Annotated in this window: 14 protein-coding genes; 4 read left to right on the forward strand and 10 right to left on the reverse strand. The window is 61.5% G+C overall.

From position 1 onward, the window contains the following. Position 1: 1 nt before the first annotated feature. Positions 2-898 (reverse strand): MBL fold metallo-hydrolase, encoded by an 897-nt coding sequence (locus G533_RS0112020; RefSeq protein WP_051230266.1) that lies wholly within the window; start codon positions 896-898, stop codon positions 2-4. Between the two features lie 205 nt (positions 899-1,103). Here G533_RS0112020 and G533_RS21840 point away from each other — a divergent pair, with 205 nt between their 5' ends. After that, positions 1,104-2,423: a sigma-54 interaction domain-containing protein gene (locus G533_RS21840; RefSeq protein WP_051230267.1), complete on the forward strand. Its 1,320-nt coding sequence runs from the start codon at positions 1,104-1,106 to the stop codon at positions 2,421-2,423. Here the strand turns inward: G533_RS21840 and G533_RS0112030 are convergent. From G533_RS0112030 to G533_RS0112055, 6 genes are all read right to left on the reverse strand, one after another. Further along, positions 2,417-4,180, reverse strand: coding sequence for a DUF885 domain-containing protein (locus G533_RS0112030; RefSeq protein WP_027950159.1), 1,764 nt, complete (start codon positions 4,178-4,180; stop codon positions 2,417-2,419). The two genes, G533_RS21840 and G533_RS0112030, sit on opposite strands and share 7 nt — an antisense overlap. Positions 4,181-4,278: 98 nt before the next feature. After that, a complete protein-coding gene (locus tag G533_RS21845) occupies positions 4,279-4,962 on the reverse strand; it encodes a C39 family peptidase (RefSeq protein WP_051230268.1) in 684 nt (227 codons plus the stop codon). Further along, positions 4,937-5,233, reverse strand: a complete 297-nt coding sequence (locus G533_RS24820) for a hypothetical protein (protein ID WP_027950160.1) — start codon at positions 5,231-5,233, stop codon at positions 4,937-4,939. Before G533_RS24820 ends, G533_RS21845 begins: the two co-directional genes overlap by 26 nt. Before the next feature lie 89 nt (positions 5,234-5,322). Next, on the reverse strand, positions 5,323-5,652 hold the full coding sequence (locus G533_RS0112045) for a hypothetical protein (RefSeq protein WP_027950161.1): 330 nt from the start codon (positions 5,650-5,652) through the stop codon (positions 5,323-5,325). Between the two features lie 73 nt (positions 5,653-5,725). Next, complete coding sequence (locus tag G533_RS0112050; protein WP_027950162.1) at positions 5,726-6,583, reverse strand: hypothetical protein; 858 nt, start codon at positions 6,581-6,583, stop codon at positions 5,726-5,728. A 103-nt stretch (positions 6,584-6,686) separates the two neighbouring features. Beyond that, the gene (locus G533_RS0112055) at positions 6,687-8,066 is read right to left on the reverse strand and encodes a class II fumarate hydratase (RefSeq protein WP_027950163.1); all 1,380 of its coding nucleotides are present in this window, start codon (positions 8,064-8,066) and stop codon (positions 6,687-6,689) included. A 130-nt stretch (positions 8,067-8,196) separates the two neighbouring features. Here G533_RS0112055 and G533_RS21850 point away from each other — a divergent pair, with 130 nt between their 5' ends. Further along, positions 8,197-10,506: a TonB-dependent receptor gene (locus tag G533_RS21850; RefSeq protein ID WP_338035400.1), complete on the forward strand. Its 2,310-nt coding sequence runs from the start codon at positions 8,197-8,199 to the stop codon at positions 10,504-10,506. Between the two features lie 78 nt (positions 10,507-10,584). Here G533_RS21850 and G533_RS0112065 read toward each other — a convergent pair whose 3' ends face one another. Further along, positions 10,585-12,420, reverse strand: coding sequence for a TolC family outer membrane protein (locus tag G533_RS0112065; RefSeq protein WP_035527818.1), 1,836 nt, complete (start codon positions 12,418-12,420; stop codon positions 10,585-10,587). A 160-nt stretch (positions 12,421-12,580) separates the two neighbouring features. Here G533_RS0112065 and G533_RS0112070 point away from each other — a divergent pair, with 160 nt between their 5' ends. Further along, positions 12,581-13,357 carry a transglutaminase-like cysteine peptidase gene (locus G533_RS0112070; protein WP_240472428.1) on the forward strand — a complete coding sequence of 259 codons (777 nt, stop codon included), beginning with the start codon at positions 12,581-12,583 and terminating at the stop codon, positions 13,355-13,357. A gap of 26 nt (positions 13,358-13,383) precedes the next feature. After that, complete coding sequence (locus G533_RS0112075; RefSeq protein ID WP_027950166.1) at positions 13,384-15,321, forward strand: bifunctional diguanylate cyclase/phosphodiesterase; 1,938 nt, start codon at positions 13,384-13,386, stop codon at positions 15,319-15,321. Here G533_RS0112075 and G533_RS0112080 read toward each other — a convergent pair. Then, on the reverse strand, positions 15,318-15,632 hold the full coding sequence (locus G533_RS0112080) for a hypothetical protein (RefSeq protein ID WP_027950167.1): 315 nt from the start codon (positions 15,630-15,632) through the stop codon (positions 15,318-15,320). The genes G533_RS0112075 and G533_RS0112080 overlap by 4 nt on opposite strands. A gap of 67 nt (positions 15,633-15,699) precedes the next feature. Beyond that, on the reverse strand, positions 15,700-18,111 hold a 2,412-nt coding region (locus G533_RS0112085; RefSeq protein WP_027950168.1), incomplete at its 5' end, for a choice-of-anchor K domain-containing protein.

The raw sequence follows: 18,111 nt of genomic DNA on the forward strand, positions 1-18,111 counted from the left end.
ATCAGAGCGCGTTGATGGGCAACTTCAGGTAAACCGTTGCATTGTCTTCCGCGGCGGGCAGGTGGCCGGCGCGCATATTCACCTGCAGTGAGGGCAGAATCAGGCGCGGCATATCCAGTGTGGCATCCCGGGCTTCGCGCATGCGCACAAAGTCGTCCTCACTGATGCCGGTGTGCACATGGATGTTGTCGGCCAGCTCCGCCGCCACGCTGGTCTCATACTCGAGCTCGCGGCCATTGGGCATGTAGTCATGACACATGAACAGACGTGTCTCGCCGGGCAGTGACAACACGCGCTGAATAGAGCGATACAGCGTGCGTGCATCGCCTCCGGGGAAATCGGCGCGCGCGGTGCCCCCATCCGGCATGAACAGGGTGTCACCGACAAAAGCGGCGTCACCCATCACATGCACCATACAGGCTGGCGTATGGCCGGGCGTGTGCATGGCATGACAGGTCATACTGCCCACCTGGTAGCTGTCACCGTCCGCGAAAAGACGGTCGAATTGCGAACCGTCGCGTGCGAAGTCAGCGCCTGCATTGAAGACGCTGCCAAAGGTTTCCTGCACGGTTACGATATGCTCGCCAATACCGATCTTGCCGCCGAGTGCATCCTGCAAGTACGGCGCCGCGGACAGGTGATCCGCATGCACGTGGGTCTCGATGATCCACTCCAGTGACAGCCCGTGCTGGCGGATGTAGTCGAGAATGCGATCGGCACTGGTGGTACTGATGCGGCCGGCTGCGTAGTCTATATCCAGCACCGAGTCGACCACCGCGCAGGCGGTGCTTGCCGGATCGCGCACCACATAGGAAAACGTATTGGTATCGGCATCGAAAAAAGGCACCACTTCCGGCCGGCATTGCAGTTCCACCTGAAAATTGACCGTTGCTTGCATGACATCCACCTCACTGATTACGGGTATAGGGCTTGTGAGGTAATACAGCAATGCTCGTGCCAAGCCACGAGGCAGTCATCCGGAATTCTATAACTCATTGTTTATTATGGTTATTAATTACAAAAGGCTGGCCGGGCAAAAACTGCGACTGGCCTTGGCCAACCCAACTCTGTCAATATTGGCAAAATAGCTTGCCGGAAATGACATGAGCGAACTGATCGCTACCGATACCGACCGCGCACTGGCCCGCATGCTGGAGGGCTACGACTGCCCCGCCATTCTGGTCACCCCGGAATACCGTATTCTGGCAACCAACAGTGCCTACCGGGAGAGCTTCGGCGAGTTGGACGCCGCTACCCCGGCCCACTGTTTTGAGGTATCACACGGCTACCAGGTACCCTGCGACCAGGCAGGAGAAAGCTGTCCACTGGCCGCGGCCCGGGCGAGTGGCAAGAAAGAGCGGGTACTACACGTGCACCTTTCACCCGAGGGACGCCAGCACGTGGATGTGGCGATGCTCCCCATTCACGATGATGCCGGCGAGCTGCTGTATTTCGTTGAACTGCTGACACCGGTCACGGTCGCCAGCGCCGAGCTGAGTACGCGGCAGATGGTGGGCCGCAGCGCCGCGTTCAACGCCCTGGTGCAACTGGTTAATCTGGTGGCGCCGCACGAAACCTCCATCCTGCTCTTGGGCGAGTCCGGCACTGGCAAGGAGCTGGCAGCGAGCGCGATTCACCACGCGAGCGCGCGCCGGGAGCGCCCACTGGTGGCAGTTGAATGCGCCGGCTTGACCGAAACTCTGTTCGAGAGCGAACTGTTCGGGCACGTCCGGGGCGCGTTTACCGGCGCCACACAGGACAAACCCGGGTTACTGGAATCGGCACAGGGTGGCACACTGTTTCTGGATGAGATTGGCGATGTTCCCCTGGGCATGCAGGTCAAGCTGCTGCGCCTGCTGGAAACGGGCACCTGGCGCCCGGTAGGCAGCACAACGCTGCGCCACGCCGACTTTCGCCTTATCTGCGCGACCCACAAGAACCTGGCAGCCATGGTTGACGAGGGCAGCTTCCGCCGCGACCTCTTCTACCGCATCAACGCCTTCCCCATTCACCTGCCGGCCCTGCGTGAGCGCCGCGAGGACCTGGCCTTGCTCGCCAACTCCATCCTGGGAAAACTGCGAGACGGGCGCCCCATTCACCTGACAGAGTCTGCCGTGCAACGCCTGCAGCAGGAACCGTTCCCGGGCAACATCCGCGAGCTACGCAACGTGCTGGAACGGGCCCTGGTGTTTGCCCAGGGCGACATTATCGACCACCGCATCCTGGAACGCTGCATTGGCCAGACGCTGACACCACCGGCGGCGCCAGCCAGTGCCTGGACCGATCTGCGAACGCAGGAAATACAGTATCTGAAGAGCCTGCTGGCACATTGTGAAGGCGACAAGGCGCGCGCCGCCACCATCGCCGGGATCAGTGTACGCAGCCTCTACCGCAAACTCGGACAGACGCTGGCCGATCACTGAACCGCGGCATTGGCGTAGGGATCGGGCCCCCCGGCTGCAACCCATTGATCCAGCGTCTGCTCCAGCACCGTCAGCGGCACAGAGCGCAGACCGAGAATGGTGTCGTGGAAATAGCGTTTGTCGAATGACGCTCCCAGCGCCGCCTCGGCTTCGCCGCGCTTGCGCCGAATCAGCATCTCACCCAACTTGTAGGACAGGGCCTGTGCCGGCCAGGAAATGTAGCGATCGATCTCAGTGGTCAGCTCGTGCTCGGACAGCGCGGTATTGTCGCGCAAATAGGCCTGGGCGCGCTCGCGGCTCCAGCCGTAGTGATGCAAGCCGGTGTCGATCACCAGACGCGCCGCACGCCACATTTCATAAGACAGGCGCCCGAAGTGTTCGTAAGGCGTATCGTACACACCCATTTCGATGCCCAGCCACTCGGTATACAAGCCCCACCCTTCCCCGTAACCCGAGAAGTAGTTGTTGGCCCGAAACTCCGGAATGTCGCCCGGCGCTTCGCGGGCAATCGCCGCCTGCAGGGAGTGCCCCGGCGCGCACTCATGCAGGGTCAGGGCTGTTAGGGTATACAAAGGCCGCGAGGGCAAGTCGTAAGTATTGAACAGGCAGCTCTCCAGGCCGCCCCGCCCCCCGGTGTAGAACGGCGCGATGGCGTCCGGTACCGGCAAAATGGTGTAACGCCTGCGGGGCAGGAAACTCAGGTTCGCAGCCAGTTGACCATCCACACGCTTCGCCACCCAGGCAGTGAAAGCCAGCAACTCGTGGGGCGTTTGCGCATAGAAGCGGGGGTCGGTGCGCAGGAACTGCAGGAACGCCTGCATATCACCATCAAATCCGGTGGAGGCCCGCACGGCATCCATCTCGGCACGGATACGCGCCACCTCTGCCAGGCCGATCTGGTGGATCTCCTCGGCATTCAGGTCAAGCGTGGTGAAGTTGCGAATCTGGGCTTGATAGAACGCATCGCCATTGGGCAGGTCGCGCGCCGCCAGCGTCCTGCGCGTGTGCGGCAGGTACTCCTCACGCATGAATCGCAACAGATCCGTATAGGCCGGAACAACCGCTGCACTGATGACTTCGCGCGCCTCCGCCTGCAGCTCGCGCTTCAGCGCCTGTGACCACTGCGCAGGCATGGCTGCGATGGGAGACCAGAACGGATTATCCTCGCCCGCAGCGAGATAGGCTTCAAGCGATCGCTCCCGCCCTTGCAGGGAGACAAAAGGCACGCTGTAGCCCCGCGCCAGACCCGCGCGCATATTGGCCTGATGCTCGGCGAAGTACCGCGGCAACTGGGCCAGTCGCTGCACATAGTCGCGGTAGGCCTGCTCCGTCTGGAAGCCCCCCATACGCGGGTAAAGCCCACTCCAGAAAAAGGTGTCGGAGTTGAGCGGCGCTTCGTACGTCGCGAAGCGCACCTCATCCGCCAAGGTCGTGACGATTTGCTCAAAAACAGCGGCATTGACCTTGCCCTCGGCGCTCAATGCAGTGCGTGGTATGGCCGCCAGTTGCGCCAGGCTGTTGTCCCAGTACGTCAACCTGTCCCGCTGGGTGGCGGCATCGACGTGCGGCAGCGCAGGGCCATCTCGCCAGCCGCCCTGGGCATCACGGACCTGCCCCCACTGCGCCTGTCGCCAGCTGTATTCGGCTTCATACAAGGCCCGCAGCTGTTCATCCGCGGAAGCGGCTTGCGCCTCCAGCCCTGACACCGACGCCAGCAACACCAACCCACCCAACAGGGCACTGCACGCATACCTCATAGCCGCAAGACACTCCATCATTCCACCCACGCGAAAGCCGCATCGTTAGCCAGCCACAGGGTATTGTCAACGCTGCCAACGACACGCCGCCGCTGACACTAGCCGGGCGCGCGCACCAGGGGCCGCCGCGACTGCAGTGCGTCGGGCCCGTCAAGCGGCTGCACGCTTCTGTTGTTACGCAGTAGCATCAGAGTCCCCACCTGCGCATTCTGCGCCGGGTCCAGCCAGAGGGTGAGGAAGCGGTCCGAACTCAGCTGGCGATTACCCCAACTCGGGTCAGCCAGGTGCAGTCGCCCGGCGCGATCAATGCCCCGCAGCACGCTGAAATGGGCGACTCCGTCCACCTGCAGACGCACAATCGCCGGCACACGCAGCGACATGAGTCGCTCGGGTGTCACGGCGAGGCCTGCGGCCTGCACACCGTGATATGTCGCGAGGGCTATCAGGGTGGCATAGGAAACCCCCTGCTCGCGCCAATCCTCGGGCAGCCCCCAGTCGTCACCGTGCAGTTGCAGCAGCTGTAACAGTTCAGCCTCGGTCACGGGAGTGTCGAGGTACAGGCTAAGGTAGGTCGCCAGTGCCGCCACACCACAGGAAAAATCCCGCTGTTGTTTGACGATCCCGGCATCGCGCAGCGCAAGCCAGGACTTGAAGTCCGAGGCCTCACCAGCTTGAGATACCGGCACCAGCAGGATGCTGCCAAGGTACAACACAACCCCCGTGACCAGACCATGCGCGGCGCGGCGCCGGACCGATCTAGAGCGCAGTCCCTGGCGGCTCATAGGTCTCGCCGGGGGACAACTCCCGCTGCAACTCCGCGAGGGCGTGGCGGCGACTGAGCAGCATCGATACTCCGCTGACCAGAGTGAGGCCAGCCGCCGCCAGGGCCAGAAATACCGCCACGGGCCAGCGCTCATGGAACAGGGCCAGCAGCAGGGCGACCAGGCTCATCACCGCCACACTGCCCTGAAACAGCAGGCGGATTGAGTGGCGCAATTCAAGTTGCTCAAAACGATAGTCCCTGAGCTTTTTCTCCAGGGCTGGGTCACGCATCCAGACCTCCTAGACGTCTACACAATTGACAGAAAAACAGCGCCCGACGACAACAGCATAGTCCATCGATGGGGCGCTGCCTGGCCTACTCAGTGAGAATTGAGTTTCGAATTGTTACACACCGCGCAGGAACCACCACCGCCGCCGTACTGGGGAACATAGATCCCCCAATAGAAGGACATCAGCGCGATGTCCACACCCGCAATACCGAGAGCAATCGCCAGCGGAGCCAGTCGCCCGGTACTGGATGCCAGCTCCGGCGCGGAGAGCAGCGTGGCGCCCTCCGGTACCGTGCCCGCGCTGCCGAAGGCACTGGCCACCCAGGGTGGGTCCTGCGTGGGCGCCGCGCTCGCCGCCAGTGGGTTGAAGATCAATGCAGCCAGCGCCAGGCTGCTGCTCATTGCCGTTAGTGTTTTCATGGTACGTCTCCTTGTACACAGATTATCCTGCTGTGAACCGTGCCCTCGTGGCAGGCCCATCGCCACTCCCACGCTAGAATTGGTAGTGCCAGTCGACACCCACGCTGGCCCCGCGACCGCCACTGGTAGCGACACGCGTGTCAACGAAAATAATCGAGTCGCGGCCTGCCTGCAGGCCCAGGCCGAAAGAGAGATCGGTCTGGTAAAGGCTGCCCGCAGGGCTCACCGCGTCGACACGGTCGGCTGCCACATATTGCCAGGAGAGCCCGCCGATCAGTGTTACACGAGGGTTCACCGCAAAATTGACTTGTGGCTGGAAGCGCAGAATGTCGCCCGGATCGTAACGACTCGGGCCAATGCTGCGCGCGCCGCGCCACTCGTAGAGAGCCGCCAGGGAAAGCACCACCGGATCAAGCGCACGGTAGACGTGCGCCCCGACACGCAGCGACTTGCCGAGGTAACGCTCATCCGGTGCCAGCCAACTGGTTTCCAGCGCATCGAGGCCGGTCGTGAGCAACAGCGCCGGGGTTTTCGTATCCGGTGACACCAGCCAGTTGGCACCCAGCCCCAGCGCGTATTCGTCGCCGCCACCGGACGCTCCCGGGCGCTGCCAGTCGACGCGGGTCCGCCGCACACTGGCGTTGACCTCGACAGTACGACCGAGACCGTAGCGCAGCCGCGTAACCGCCGTTGCGGACCGGGTTTGGTGATCGACGAGCGGAAGTGGCGAGGTACCCGGGATGTCCGGCATGCCGCCGAATAGCACACGATCCGTGCTGCTATAGCCGAGCACGGTCTGCAGCTTAAGTGTGCTCCCGGTCACCAGCAATTCTTCAATATTGAGGGGCAACTGGGCGGCTGCCGACAAGGGCAAGAGAAGTAGCATGAAGAGCACACCGGACAGCACACGTTGACTTGTTTGCAGTGGCATCGGCGACTCCTATCCAGCACACATTCTCTCAAGTGGCTGTCAGCATCGCCGATTGCGCTACTCAGGGGTACGTCAAACCCGGTCGATTCTCATCAATTGCACCCTATCCCCCGTGGTTTCCGCGCGCGAGAGGTCCGGGGTCGAGCAAGCGGGCGAGCGTGTCCCGTGACATGCCAGTGTCCTCCTCCGCCACATCGAGTACCGGTCGCCCCTCCGCGACCGCCCGCTTGGCAATGGCCGCCGCGGCCTCGTAGCCAATTTCGGGATTCAGGGCCGTAACCAGCACAGGGTTGCGCGCGAGGGTCGCCGCGGCGTGGTCAGCAAGCGGTTGCAGCCCCGCCAGGCAGTCCGTCATTGATGCACAGCTCCCTGTGAGAAGCGCGATGCTGTCCAGCAGTTTGTCTGCAATGAGTGGCAACATGACGTTGAGCTGGAAGTTCCCCGACTGCGCCGCCAACACGACAGTCGCATCGTTGCCCAGCACCTCGGTAGCGGCCATCAGCACCGCTTCGGGAATCACCGGGTTCACTTTGCCCGGCATGATAGATGAGCCCGGCTGCAGCGCCTCAAGCTGCAGTTCGCCCAGGCCCGCGAGCGGCCCTGAGTTCATCCAGCGCAGGTCGTTGCCCATCTTGATGAGGACCAGCGCGATACTGCGCAGGCAACCAGAACACTCCACAGCAGTCTCCTGAGCGGCCATCCGCGTCGCGGGCATTGCAGCCGCAGTCAGGCTGAATCCCACCCGCTCGCTCAAGCGCTCCAGCAAAGCCTCCACGTAGCCCGGAGGCACATTGACGCCGGTACCGACTGCGGACCCGCCAATAGCCAGCGCACACAGCCGTGGCTGCAGATCGGCCAGCCGCTGGCGGCAGTCCTGCAACTGCGCCGCCCAGGTACGCAGCTCGAAACCGAGGGTGACCGGCATGGCATCCATGAGATGTGTGCGACCGGTCTTCACCACAGCCTCAAGCTCATCCCCCCGCCGGCACAGCACCTCCTCCAGTTGCCCGAGCGCAGGCAGCAGGCGCGTGCGGATCTCCCGGGCTGCAGCGATGGCCGTGGCAGAAGGCACAACGTCGTTGCTACTCTGGCTGCAGTTGACATGATCGTTGGGGTGCACACGCTCACCCAGGGCACGGCTGGCCAGGCTCGCCAGCACTTCATTCATGTTCATATTGCTGCTGGTGCCGGAACCGGTCTGGAACACCGGCACCGGAAAGGCATCGTCGTGGTGCCCGCTCGCGACCGCCTCCGCCGCCTCGACAATCGCCGCTGCCAGTGCCGGGCTCAGCGCGTCTACCTTCGCGTTGGCCTGTGCAGCCGCGGACTTCAGCAGGGCCATCGCGTGCAAAAATGGCGGCGGCATGGTGCGTCGGGGAGCGATTTGGGTATGATTGAGCGCGCGTTGGGTCTGCGCGCCATACAGCGCGCTGCGGGGCACCTGCACCTCGCCAAGGCTGTCTGTTTCTGTACGGGTTGTCATCGCACCCTCCTTTCATAAACGAGCCAGCGAGCGGTCAGCGTAACAGACTGCTGTGGCAAGGGACCAACAGCAAGACGCGCCGGGGTATTGTGTCGGCGTGAGGTAATCACCTAGTATTGATGTTGCGTCACTGGCCCCGCAGAGGGTCAGACATAACATGCAGGCACTGTCAGATTACGTTCCGAACCTGTACGTCGCGGCCGCATCGGTCAACACCAACATTTACCTGCGCGGGGTGAGTTCCGGCAACAACCAGGGGTTTGAGCAATCAGTGGGCATGTATATCGACGGCATCTACATGGGCCGTGGTCGCCAGTATCGCTCGGGTTTCCTCGACCTGGAACGGGTAGAGGTTTTGCGCGGCCCGCAGGGCACCCTGTTCGGCAAGAACACCGTCGCGGGGGCCGTCAACATCATCAGTGCATCACCGGACCCGGGCGAGGGCTTCAGCGGTGAAATCGCCGCCAGCTTCGAATCACACGATGGGCAGTTGCTGGAAGGCTTCGTACAGGGGTCGCTGACCGACACCTTCGCAACACGTCTGGCATTCAAGACGCGCATGACTGATGGCTACATGGACAACGAATTCCTCAATCGCTCCGAGGGTGAGATCGACGAAACCGCCTTCCGCCTGACAACAGTCTGGCAACCCAGCGACGAACTCAGCGTGAACTTCAAATACAGCAACACGGAGTACGAGCGTATCGGTTCGCCTTCCACCACCAAGCGCTACCTGGACCCGGCAAGCCGCGACGAATTGTTTCCCAACCGCTCGGCCTTTGCCACCATCGCCTACCTGCTGACCGACAGCTATTTCCCTGACTTTGACGAGATTGGGCAGCGGGAGTTTGTCACCTTCAAGGATAACGGCGTAGGCAGCGGCAGCCTGGGCATCGGCAAGAACCCCGATGGCAGCGACGAGGACTTCGACAACTTCGCACTGAATATCGATTACGAACTCCCCGGCGGCACTTTGACCTCAATCACAGGGTGGTCGGAGTACCAGTATATCGACGGCGTAGACGTCGACTGGTTACCGCTGCAGTTTATCCATCGGGACGATAACCAGGAGTTCGAACAGTTCAGCCAGGAGTTTCGTTTTGCCTCACCCGGCGGTGAGTTCTTCGACTACGTTGCAGGCGTGTATTACGAGGAAAGCACGCTCAAATTTGATCGCCGCGTGACGCTGGATGCCAACATGAATGGCCTGGTGCCCGGCTTGCTGGGTGTGGACAGCCTGTTTGCGCTGGTCAGTGGCGGCGCCTACTCGGCTGAGCAGATTGGCCGCAACCACCTTTATGACCAGGATGCCGACTCCTTCGCCGTGTTTGGCCAGGGCACATTCAACCTCAGCGACAGCGTGCGGGTTACGGTGGGCCTTCGCTATACGGAAGAAAACAAGGAAGTGGACACCAACCAGTTCCTCAGTGACAGCATCACGGGAATGGATAATCCCTCGGAGGACTTCTTCCTGCGCTTCATCCAGGCGACCAGCTTCAACGCCTATATTTACGACTACGAACAGGAGCGCAGCACCGACAAGTGGCTGCCATCAGTCAACGTGCAGTGGGACGCCACGGAAAACAGCATGCTCTACGCGAGCTTCTCCCAGGGCTTCAAGAGCGGCGGCTTCACTGACGCCGACGACGGCGAACCCGGTGACCTCACACCCGGCGCCTTCCCCTGCGTTCCCGGCCAGCCGGTTGAGGCCTGTTACGACCCCACCAACCCGAACGAGGATTTCGAGTTTGAAGATGAAGAGGTGGATGCCTTCGAGGTCGGCGGCAAGCACACACTGCTGGACGGTGGCATGACCGTCAACTGGGCCGCTTTCTATACCCAGTACGACAACCTGCAGACCTCGATCTTCAAAGGCCTCGGTTTCGGCGTCACCAACGCCGCCAAGTCGGAGATCAAAGGCCTGGAGGTCGATATGCTCTGGCAGGCGACCGACCATCTGCGCCTCGGCCTCAGCGGCGCCTATCTGGATGCCACGTACGATTCCTTCGTGGACGCACCGTGTACAGCCATACAACTTGACGTGGACCCGCTCTGTGGCACGCCCGGTGGCTTCACGAGCAATGACCTCTCCGGTGCCGTAACCACTTTCGCACCCGAGTACACGGGCACCTTCACGTTTGACTATGACTACCCGATGAACAATGGCCTGGAGTTGTTCCTGTCAGGCGAAGCCAACTACCGTGACAGCTTCGAGCCGGGCGGCGACAATGACCCGATCGATCGCATCGACTCCTACAGCAAGGTGAACTTGCGCACCGGTCTGCGCGGCGAAAACTGGGAAATCATGGCGTACGGGCGCAACATCTTCGATGAAGAGGTGCTGGTGCAGAGCTTTGACACGCCGGTGCTGGCGGGCACGCACAGTCAGTTCGTCGACGAAGGCCGCATTATCGGCGTCAGAGCCAAGTACTCGTTCTAGCTCCGTCTGCGCAACTATAAAAAAGCCCGGCTTTCACGAGCCGGGCTTTTTTTGTTGACCGATTGGGTCTCCCCGCAATCAGGACCCGCTGCTATCCAACACCAGGTCGACCCGACGATTGAGCGCCCGGCCTTCGGCGGTGGTGTTATCAGCAATCGGGCGGCTCTGGCCATGCCCTACTGCACTGATCTGCGTATCGCGCACCGCGTACTTCTCCACCAACAGACTGCGCACGGCGTTGGCACGACGCTCGGACAGCCACTGGTTGTAAACCGCGGTGCCGCTTATGTCGGTGTGGCCTTCGACAATTGCCACCACGTCCGGGTTGGCTTGCAAAAATGCTGCCGCCCTGCCGATCTCCTCGTCAAAGGCGCTGGTAATGAGTGAGGAGTTGACCGCAAATTGCACGTTCAGTGATGCTGCCACCCGGTTGTCGCCAACGCTGCGGTAGCGGCTCGCATCCTGACTGCTGCTGGCACTGGCCAGGCGCGCCAACAGAGCCTCCTTGTCGACTTTCACTGCCGGTGGCGCATCCAGTGGACACAGCGCCTGGCCATTGGGGTCGTCACCGCGGGCGAGTTCAAGATTGTACTCGGCAATCTGCTCCGCATTGAGCCTGTCGACATCCATGGCGGCACGCAACAGCCCCATATTCGACAGCGTGCGCGTTTGCGCCGCTCGCAGGGCTGCCTGGGCGCTCACATAGGCACGCTCAGTTTCGAAGTACTCGTTCTGTGAATCCAGCAGGTCGAGCAGGCTGCGCTGACCGAGATCGAACTGGTCCTGGTAGGCACGGCGCGTCTTGTCTTGTGACACTCGGTTGCGGCCGAGGAACACCACCTGCTGCTCCAGCGCCTGAATGTCGTTGAAGGCAATCATGGTGTTCTGACGCACGTTCAGGCAGGCCTGCTTGCGCTCTTCCAGCGCCGAGTTGTAGCGGTTGTAAAACTCCCGCTTGCGAGCGCTATCGGCACCGCCCCGGAACAGGTTGTAGTTGAGCACCAGTTCTACAGCCTCTTCGTCATAACGGCCATCCAGGCCATCTGTGTCGTGCTCGATTTCGTTGCGGTAGCGAAAATCCACCCGCGGCATGAAGGGCGCGTTGGTGCGGTTCAGGTTGGATTGGGCGGCACGCAGGTTTTCGATAGCAGCGTTAATTTCCGGGCTTTTCTCGTAGGCCACATTGAGCGCCGTTTCACGCAGCTCGGGAATGCGTGAGGATGGAATTTTCGGCATGCTCAGGCTATCCGCCGGCACATTGCCCACAATGCGCTGGAAGCGCGTCTGCACGTCATGCAGGTTGGTCATCTCTGTGAGCAGGTTCGACTCGGCCAGCGCGACTCGCGCCGCAGCCTGCTCCAGGTCAACACCCTGGCTCACGCCACCTCGGGTGCGTTCGGCAATCTTGTCATACACTTCACGGTGGTACACGTAGTTGTCTTCGGCAAAGCGCACCAGTTGCTGGTAGCGCACCGTATCCAGATAGGCCTGCGCGGCCTCCAACGCGATCTCTTCCGAGGCACGCTGCAGCTCGTAGTACTGATTCAGCTTGGAGAATCCGAGGGCACGCACGTCTTCACGGGTGGCGAAGCCATCAAACAACATTTGCGTGATAGTGAACCGTGTCGCGTCGCGGGTGTAGCTGCCGAGGTCCACGAGCGGGGTTTCACGCTCCTCACGACCAATTTCAGAGCTCAGGTCAACACTGGGGAAATAACCACCCTCTGCCGCACGCTGTGCTTCACGGGTCGCTTCAAAGTTGTACCACGCCGCATTGACCCGTGGATTGGTGAGTACGGCCTGGGTAACCGCCTCCCGAAAGTCGGCGACCGGCTGCGCTTGTGCTGCCGCGCCCTGAGACTGCAGCAGACCTGTCGCCAACACGGCGACCGCCAAACAGAGTTGCTTTTTCATGGAACCCTTTCCTTAGGTTGAACAACATCAGCCCGCACCTGCACGGCTGGTTTCCTACCTGCTCAAAACGCTGCTATTGTACTGTAACTGGTGTCTCCGCTGACATTTCCAGCCGGTAAAACTATGACTTCCATCACAAACAGCAACGCCCGGAACGCGGTTGACAACAAATCGCGCAGCCTTGCCTGAATTTCACGTAGACTCGGCGGTGCACGCAGGCAATGCCAGCCGGCACTGGAAGAACGCAATGCTCTCACTGGGTAATCCTCTACAGCGTGTCTCCGGGCTCATCGCCCTCTCACTGGTGGTGACCCTGTGCGCGGCGATCCTGCTGGCCAAGGCTGATCTGGATCGCATGGAGCGCATCGCGATGAGCCGTCATGGCCCGGAGACAGCCCTTACGGTTGGCCGCTGGCGGGCGATGCTCGACGCACTGGGCGCGCTTGATGACAGGCAGAAAATCGAACGTGTAAATGCCTACTTCAACAGGCTTGCACGCTGGCGGCAGGATATCGACATCTGGCAACAGCACGACTACTGGGCCACACCGCTGGAGCTGATGGCCCGGCGTGAGGGGGATTGCGAGGACTTCAGTATCGCCAAGTACATGACACTGCTGCTGGCGGGTGTGGATGTGCACAAGATGCGCATTACCTACGTGAAGGCCCGACTCGGCGGCAATTACGGCAACGTGACCCAGGCGCACATGGTGCTGGCCTACTACCCCACACCGAACGCAGACCCACTGATACTCGACAATATGATCTCCGAGGTGCGGCCCGCCTCACAGCGCGAGGACCTGAAACCGGTTTTCGGCTTCAACAGCGAGGGACTCTGGGTCGGCGGTAGTAGTGCGCCGGCCATCAACAATCCGGCCGCCAGGCTGTCGCGCTGGCGCGATCTTCTGCGACGCATGGCCGCCGACGGGCTGGGCTGATACAGGACAACTGAGGGAAAACCGCCATGTCACTCTTCAAACAACTCTGGCTGGCCATTGTATTGCTGCTGGCCCTCGCCTTTGGCAGCAGCCTCATCGTCAGCAGCCTGGCGGCACAGCGTTACCTGCAGCAACAGTTGTACCTGAAGAACGTGGACAACGCAGCGGCGCTGGCCCTCTCTCTGGGCCAACAGGAGGCCGATGGCGTGCTGCTCGAACTGACACTGGCTGCGCAGTTCGATACCGGGCACTACGAGCTCATAGAGCTGGTATCCCCCGACGGCAAAGTACTGGTTCGCCGTGAGGACCGCCAGCCGCTCACCGACGCCCCCGGCTGGCTGCCCAAGGTGCTGCCCCTTGAGGTAGAGCCGGGCGTAGCACAGGTACAGCAAGGCTGGCAGCAGCTGGGGACGCTAACGGTGCGCAGCCACTCGCGTTTCGCCTATCGCGCGCTGTGGGACAGCACCCGCTTGCTGGCGCTGATGTTCCTGTTGACCATGGTCGGCGGCGGCCTGCTGGGCAGCTATCTGTTACGCCGTATCATCAGACCGCTCAACGAGGTGGTGGAACAGGCCGAAGCGATTGGTCAAAGACGGTTTGTCACCTTGCCGGAGCCTGGTACGCTGGAATTCAAACGCCTCGTCAGCGCCATGAATGCGCTTTCAAAGCGCATACGCAGTGCCCTGCAACAGGAAGCCAGCCGCCTGAACCAATGGCAGAAAGACACGCACACCGACAGCCTGACCGGCCTGCTCAGCCGCGAGCCCTTCCTGCGCACTCTCGACGCGGCGCTGGATAGCGACGATGTCAACGCAGCCGGCAGCTTTGCACTGGTGCGCGTTGCCAGCCTCACTCGCCTGAACCAGACCTACGGCCGCAAAGCCACCGATGGCGTGCTGGCGGACATTGGCGCCGCGCTGAACACCATCGTCAGCCGACACAGCCGCTGGGCCGCAGCGCGGCTGAACGGCTCCGATTTTGCGCTGATGGCACCGCGCTCAACAGATCCACGGGAACTCGTGGAAGAAATGCAGTCACTGATGCTGGAGGTGCTGGCAGCGCACAGTATGCAGACGGACACGGCGCTACCTGCTGCGGCCACGCTGTACACCCACGAAGACACGCCAAGTACCTTGCTCACCCGACTCGACAGCACCCTGGTGCCGGCTGCCCAGGCCGGCAGCTCGGACATCAACATCACCTTTGCCGGCGACATCCAGATACAGCCCGTGCGCGAGCAGATGGCGCGTTGGAAGGGCGTGTTGCAAAAAGCCTTTCTCGAGGATCGCTTCAGCCTCGCCAGCTTTCCCGTGTTGGATAGCGAGGGTCAGCTACTGCATGTGGAAGCCCCCGTGCGCCTGCTGGAAGACAACCAGCAACTCGCGGCCGCCACGTTTCTACCCTGGATCAACCGGCTGGAAATGTCAGGTGACCTCGACCAGCGGGTGATCGAGATGGCATTGTCCGCAGCAGAGGACGCGGCGGCCCCACTGGCTGTAAACCTCTCTGTGGGCGCGCTGGTCGAGCCCGCCTTCCTGCACTGGCTCGATCAAACCCTGTCCACTGCCGGCAAAGCCGCCGGCAAGCTTTGGCTGGAAGTGCCTGAATCCATGGCGTTTCGTCACTTCGACGCATTCAAGCTCCTGACCCGCCACGCCAGCCGCTACGGCTGCCAGGTGGGCATTGAACACGGCGGCCACCAGCTGGCGGACATCGGTCAGTTGCACGAGATCGGCCTCGATTACTTCAAAGTGGACGCGGCCTTTATCCGCGATATCGACAGCAACGCAGGCAATCAGACACTGCTCAGGACCCTCTGTACCGTCGGGCACTCCATCGGTGTGACGGTCATCGCCGAAGGCGTGCGCAGCACAGGGGAGTGGCAGCAATTGCGGGAGCTGGGTTTCGACGGTGCGACCGGACCGGCAATTTCCGCTCTCGCCGATGACAGCTCAGCGCGCTAATCGTCACCGAGCAGATCAAGGCTGCCTGGCAGAGCACTGCGCAGGCGTTGTCGGTAAATCATCTTCTGCTGGGCGGAGTCGGGCAAATCGGTAAACAGGATAACACCGCGGCTGACCAACAGCTCCACAACGTCTTCCAGCACCCTCACGAAATCCTGGTCGGTTGCGCTGATGCGGCTCGCTTCGTCATTTAGCGCCGCGAGAAATTCGACCAGTTCGCTGTCATCTGCCGCTACCGGCTCCATGCCATTCTGGGGCAGCTGACTGACCGCGATAATGCGTTGAGCGGAATCGCGTTGTACAAAGGGCATCGCGCCTATACTCCATAAAAAAAACCCGGCAACCCTCTGGTCGCCAGGGTCATGATAGCCCAGAACCCTACTGGTCGACAGTCAGCCTGCCGCTGTCCAGCATGTTCTGGATCACCGAGGCCAGATCGTCGTGGCCGCTTACCAGATCAACACCCTCGAGGTGAATTGTCTGGCTGACGGCGCCGGCATCATCTGCACCGCCGGTAAAGGCACCGGTGGCGCTGACCTCTATCACCGTGTTGCTACCGTCATAGCTGACGTTCAGGTAGCTGGTGAGGTCCGCTGACTCTTCACCCTGCAGCAGATCGCGCAGATCAAGTGCATCGCTACCCGCTTCCCCGAAGCCGAGGATGCTGACTTCCGGTGGCACCGTGTCGGCATCTGCGAGCGAGAAAGCGAAGACATCATCGCCCGGGCTCGCCAGCAGAGCGCCACTATCCGCGGCTCGCGCATCGAACTCAGTCAGGCCGGCATGCTCCACAATCATGTCCTTGACGTGCTGCATGGCGCCATCTTCATCGACTGGCGCGTAGCCATTTTCCAGCAACAGCGTCTGCAGGTCATCTTTGCCGATAGCGTCAAGGTCAAACGCGTCATCCGCGAGTGCTGCACGCACACCATCCGTGATAACGATACCGTTGTAAGGATCGGGGTCGTTATCGATGGACTGCAGGAACACCGCCATCTTCTCGACATGGTCATCGTTGAGGTCGTGCAAGCCGACGCCGGCAATCTCCTGCAGGAAGACCTTGCCGTCGGCAATCGCCTCTTCCGCCAGGAAAGACCCGAGCACCACGCCACCGACGCGCAACGTGACTGTATCACCCGGTCGGTAGTTGAACCCGCCGTCCTCATCGGTGATGCCGGTGAGGCCCGAGGAGGTTTCGTAGCTCATGCCCTCAACGACGCCGTCGACAATACTGGCATTGGCGACACCGTCGATGTTCAACGTGAGCGTGTATTGCTGGCTGTCGCCGTCATCGTCCACCAGAGTGTAAGTGAAGGTCTCCTGACGCATGTCACCGATGCTCATGTCACCCCGTGCTGCGGCGGAGAGGGTATAGGTGTAACCACCCTCGCCATCGACCGCGAGCACGCCGAAGCTACCCTGTACCTGCCCCCCGCTCTCGCCGGTCCAGACGAGTGAGCCGTTCGCCCCGGGGCCGTCCGCACCCCAATTGCCGGGCACAGTGCCCTGCAGCTCGGGCAGGTCATCCATGGACCGTACTTCCGCAAACAACTCGTACGACGTGGATTGGCCCTCAACCGTGCGCACGGAACTGACAAGATTCCCCTGGGCATCGCGGAAGCCGAGAATTTCCACTTCGAACTCGCGCCCGCCCACCGTAATGACTTGGACCTGATTGAGGTTGGAGATGCTCACGAAATCGTCGTTGGCCGGATTGGCAGAGGGAGAGGCGTTGTTGGGTGTCTCTGTGTGGCTGAGCCCCACGGTGCTTGTCACCTTGGTTGCGACACCGTCAATCACCAGCATAAAACTGACATTCAGATCCACTGTCTGCAGCACTTTGGCACTGAGTGAGATCGGGAAGTTGTTGTGCGTCAGGCTGCCAACCGAAAACACACTGTCCGCCTGTACAGGCACATTGCCGACAAGTGAAGGCGCGTAATCGAAATCATAGCCTGAACCACTGCTGCCCCCCCATTGCAGGCCGATGCCACTGCTGTCGGCGCTGGAGCCAATGCTGCCACTGCCGCTGGTCGAGGTCACGTTCTGCCAACCGGCGCTGAGTGAACCCACCGCGAGCTCACTCAATGGCACGACCAATGTCGCGGCTGTGGTGTCAGCGCCGTACGGGCTGTCGTCGTCGATGCTGACGGTGAATGCGGTGGTGCCCACGCTGCCGTCGCCATCGGTTACGCTGACATCCACCGAGAAAGCGACGTTGTCTTCCTCTGCGGACGGCGTATGGCGTACCGGCTGCAGCAGGGTGACGGCGTAATCAGCCGAGCTGCTATTGATGCCGCTCAGCGCCACGGTGAACACCTGGCTGCCCGCAACCATGGGGTTCTGGCCACTGATATAGCCAATGAGCGTGCTGCTTGACGCATCCCAGAAGGTGTCTACTGCCTGACCGTCGTTGGTGAACAGTGGCGTTGTCCCGCCTGCCGTGGACAGGGCAATGGAGGCAAAGCTGTCACCACCAAGGTCATACTGTATCTGGCCGGTCGGTACAGCGTCGTCATCACCCGGAGCCTGGTCGCCCACACCAAAAGGCAAATCGTCTTCATCGACCATGGCATCGTTGGATACGGTGACAACAGGAACCGAATCACCGGCAAAGGTCAACGTCAGTGTGGTGCTGGAGGTGTCGCCGTCTGCATCCGTGATCTCATAGGTAAAGACGTCGCTGGAGCCCGCCGGCACGCTCGCGTTCGGCGTGTAGGTCCACTCCCCGTTCGCCGCCAGGGTCAGGCTGCCGTGGGCGCCGGCCAGGGCCGTGCCCACTGTGCCGCC

Source organism: Haliea salexigens DSM 19537, assembly GCF_000423125.1.
Taxonomy (GTDB): domain Bacteria; phylum Pseudomonadota; class Gammaproteobacteria; order Pseudomonadales; family Halieaceae; genus Haliea; species Haliea salexigens.

Coding starts and splice junctions, on each gene's coding strand:
- G533_RS24820 (WP_027950160.1), bottom strand. CDS start 5,233: ATGCGTGACCCAGCCCTGGAGAAAAAGCTCAGGGACTATCGTTTTGAG.
- G533_RS0112080 (WP_027950167.1), bottom strand. CDS start 15,632: ATGCCCTTTGTACAACGCGATTCCGCTCAACGCATTATCGCGGTCAGT.
- G533_RS21840 (WP_051230267.1), top strand. CDS start 1,104: ATGAGCGAACTGATCGCTACCGATACCGACCGCGCACTGGCCCGCATG.
- G533_RS0112065 (WP_035527818.1), bottom strand. CDS start 12,420: ATGAAAAAGCAACTCTGTTTGGCGGTCGCCGTGTTGGCGACAGGTCTG.
- G533_RS0112055 (WP_027950163.1), bottom strand. CDS start 8,066: ATGACAACCCGTACAGAAACAGACAGCCTTGGCGAGGTGCAGGTGCCC.
- G533_RS0112075 (WP_027950166.1), top strand. CDS start 13,384: ATGTCACTCTTCAAACAACTCTGGCTGGCCATTGTATTGCTGCTGGCC.
- G533_RS0112045 (WP_027950161.1), bottom strand. CDS start 5,652: ATGAAAACACTAACGGCAATGAGCAGCAGCCTGGCGCTGGCTGCATTG.
- G533_RS0112020 (WP_051230266.1), bottom strand. CDS start 898: ATGCAAGCAACGGTCAATTTTCAGGTGGAACTGCAATGCCGGCCGGAA.
- G533_RS0112050 (WP_027950162.1), bottom strand. CDS start 6,583: ATGCCACTGCAAACAAGTCAACGTGTGCTGTCCGGTGTGCTCTTCATG.
- G533_RS21845 (WP_051230268.1), bottom strand. CDS start 4,962: ATGAGCCGCCAGGGACTGCGCTCTAGATCGGTCCGGCGCCGCGCCGCG.
- G533_RS0112030 (WP_027950159.1), bottom strand. CDS start 4,180: ATGAGGTATGCGTGCAGTGCCCTGTTGGGTGGGTTGGTGTTGCTGGCG.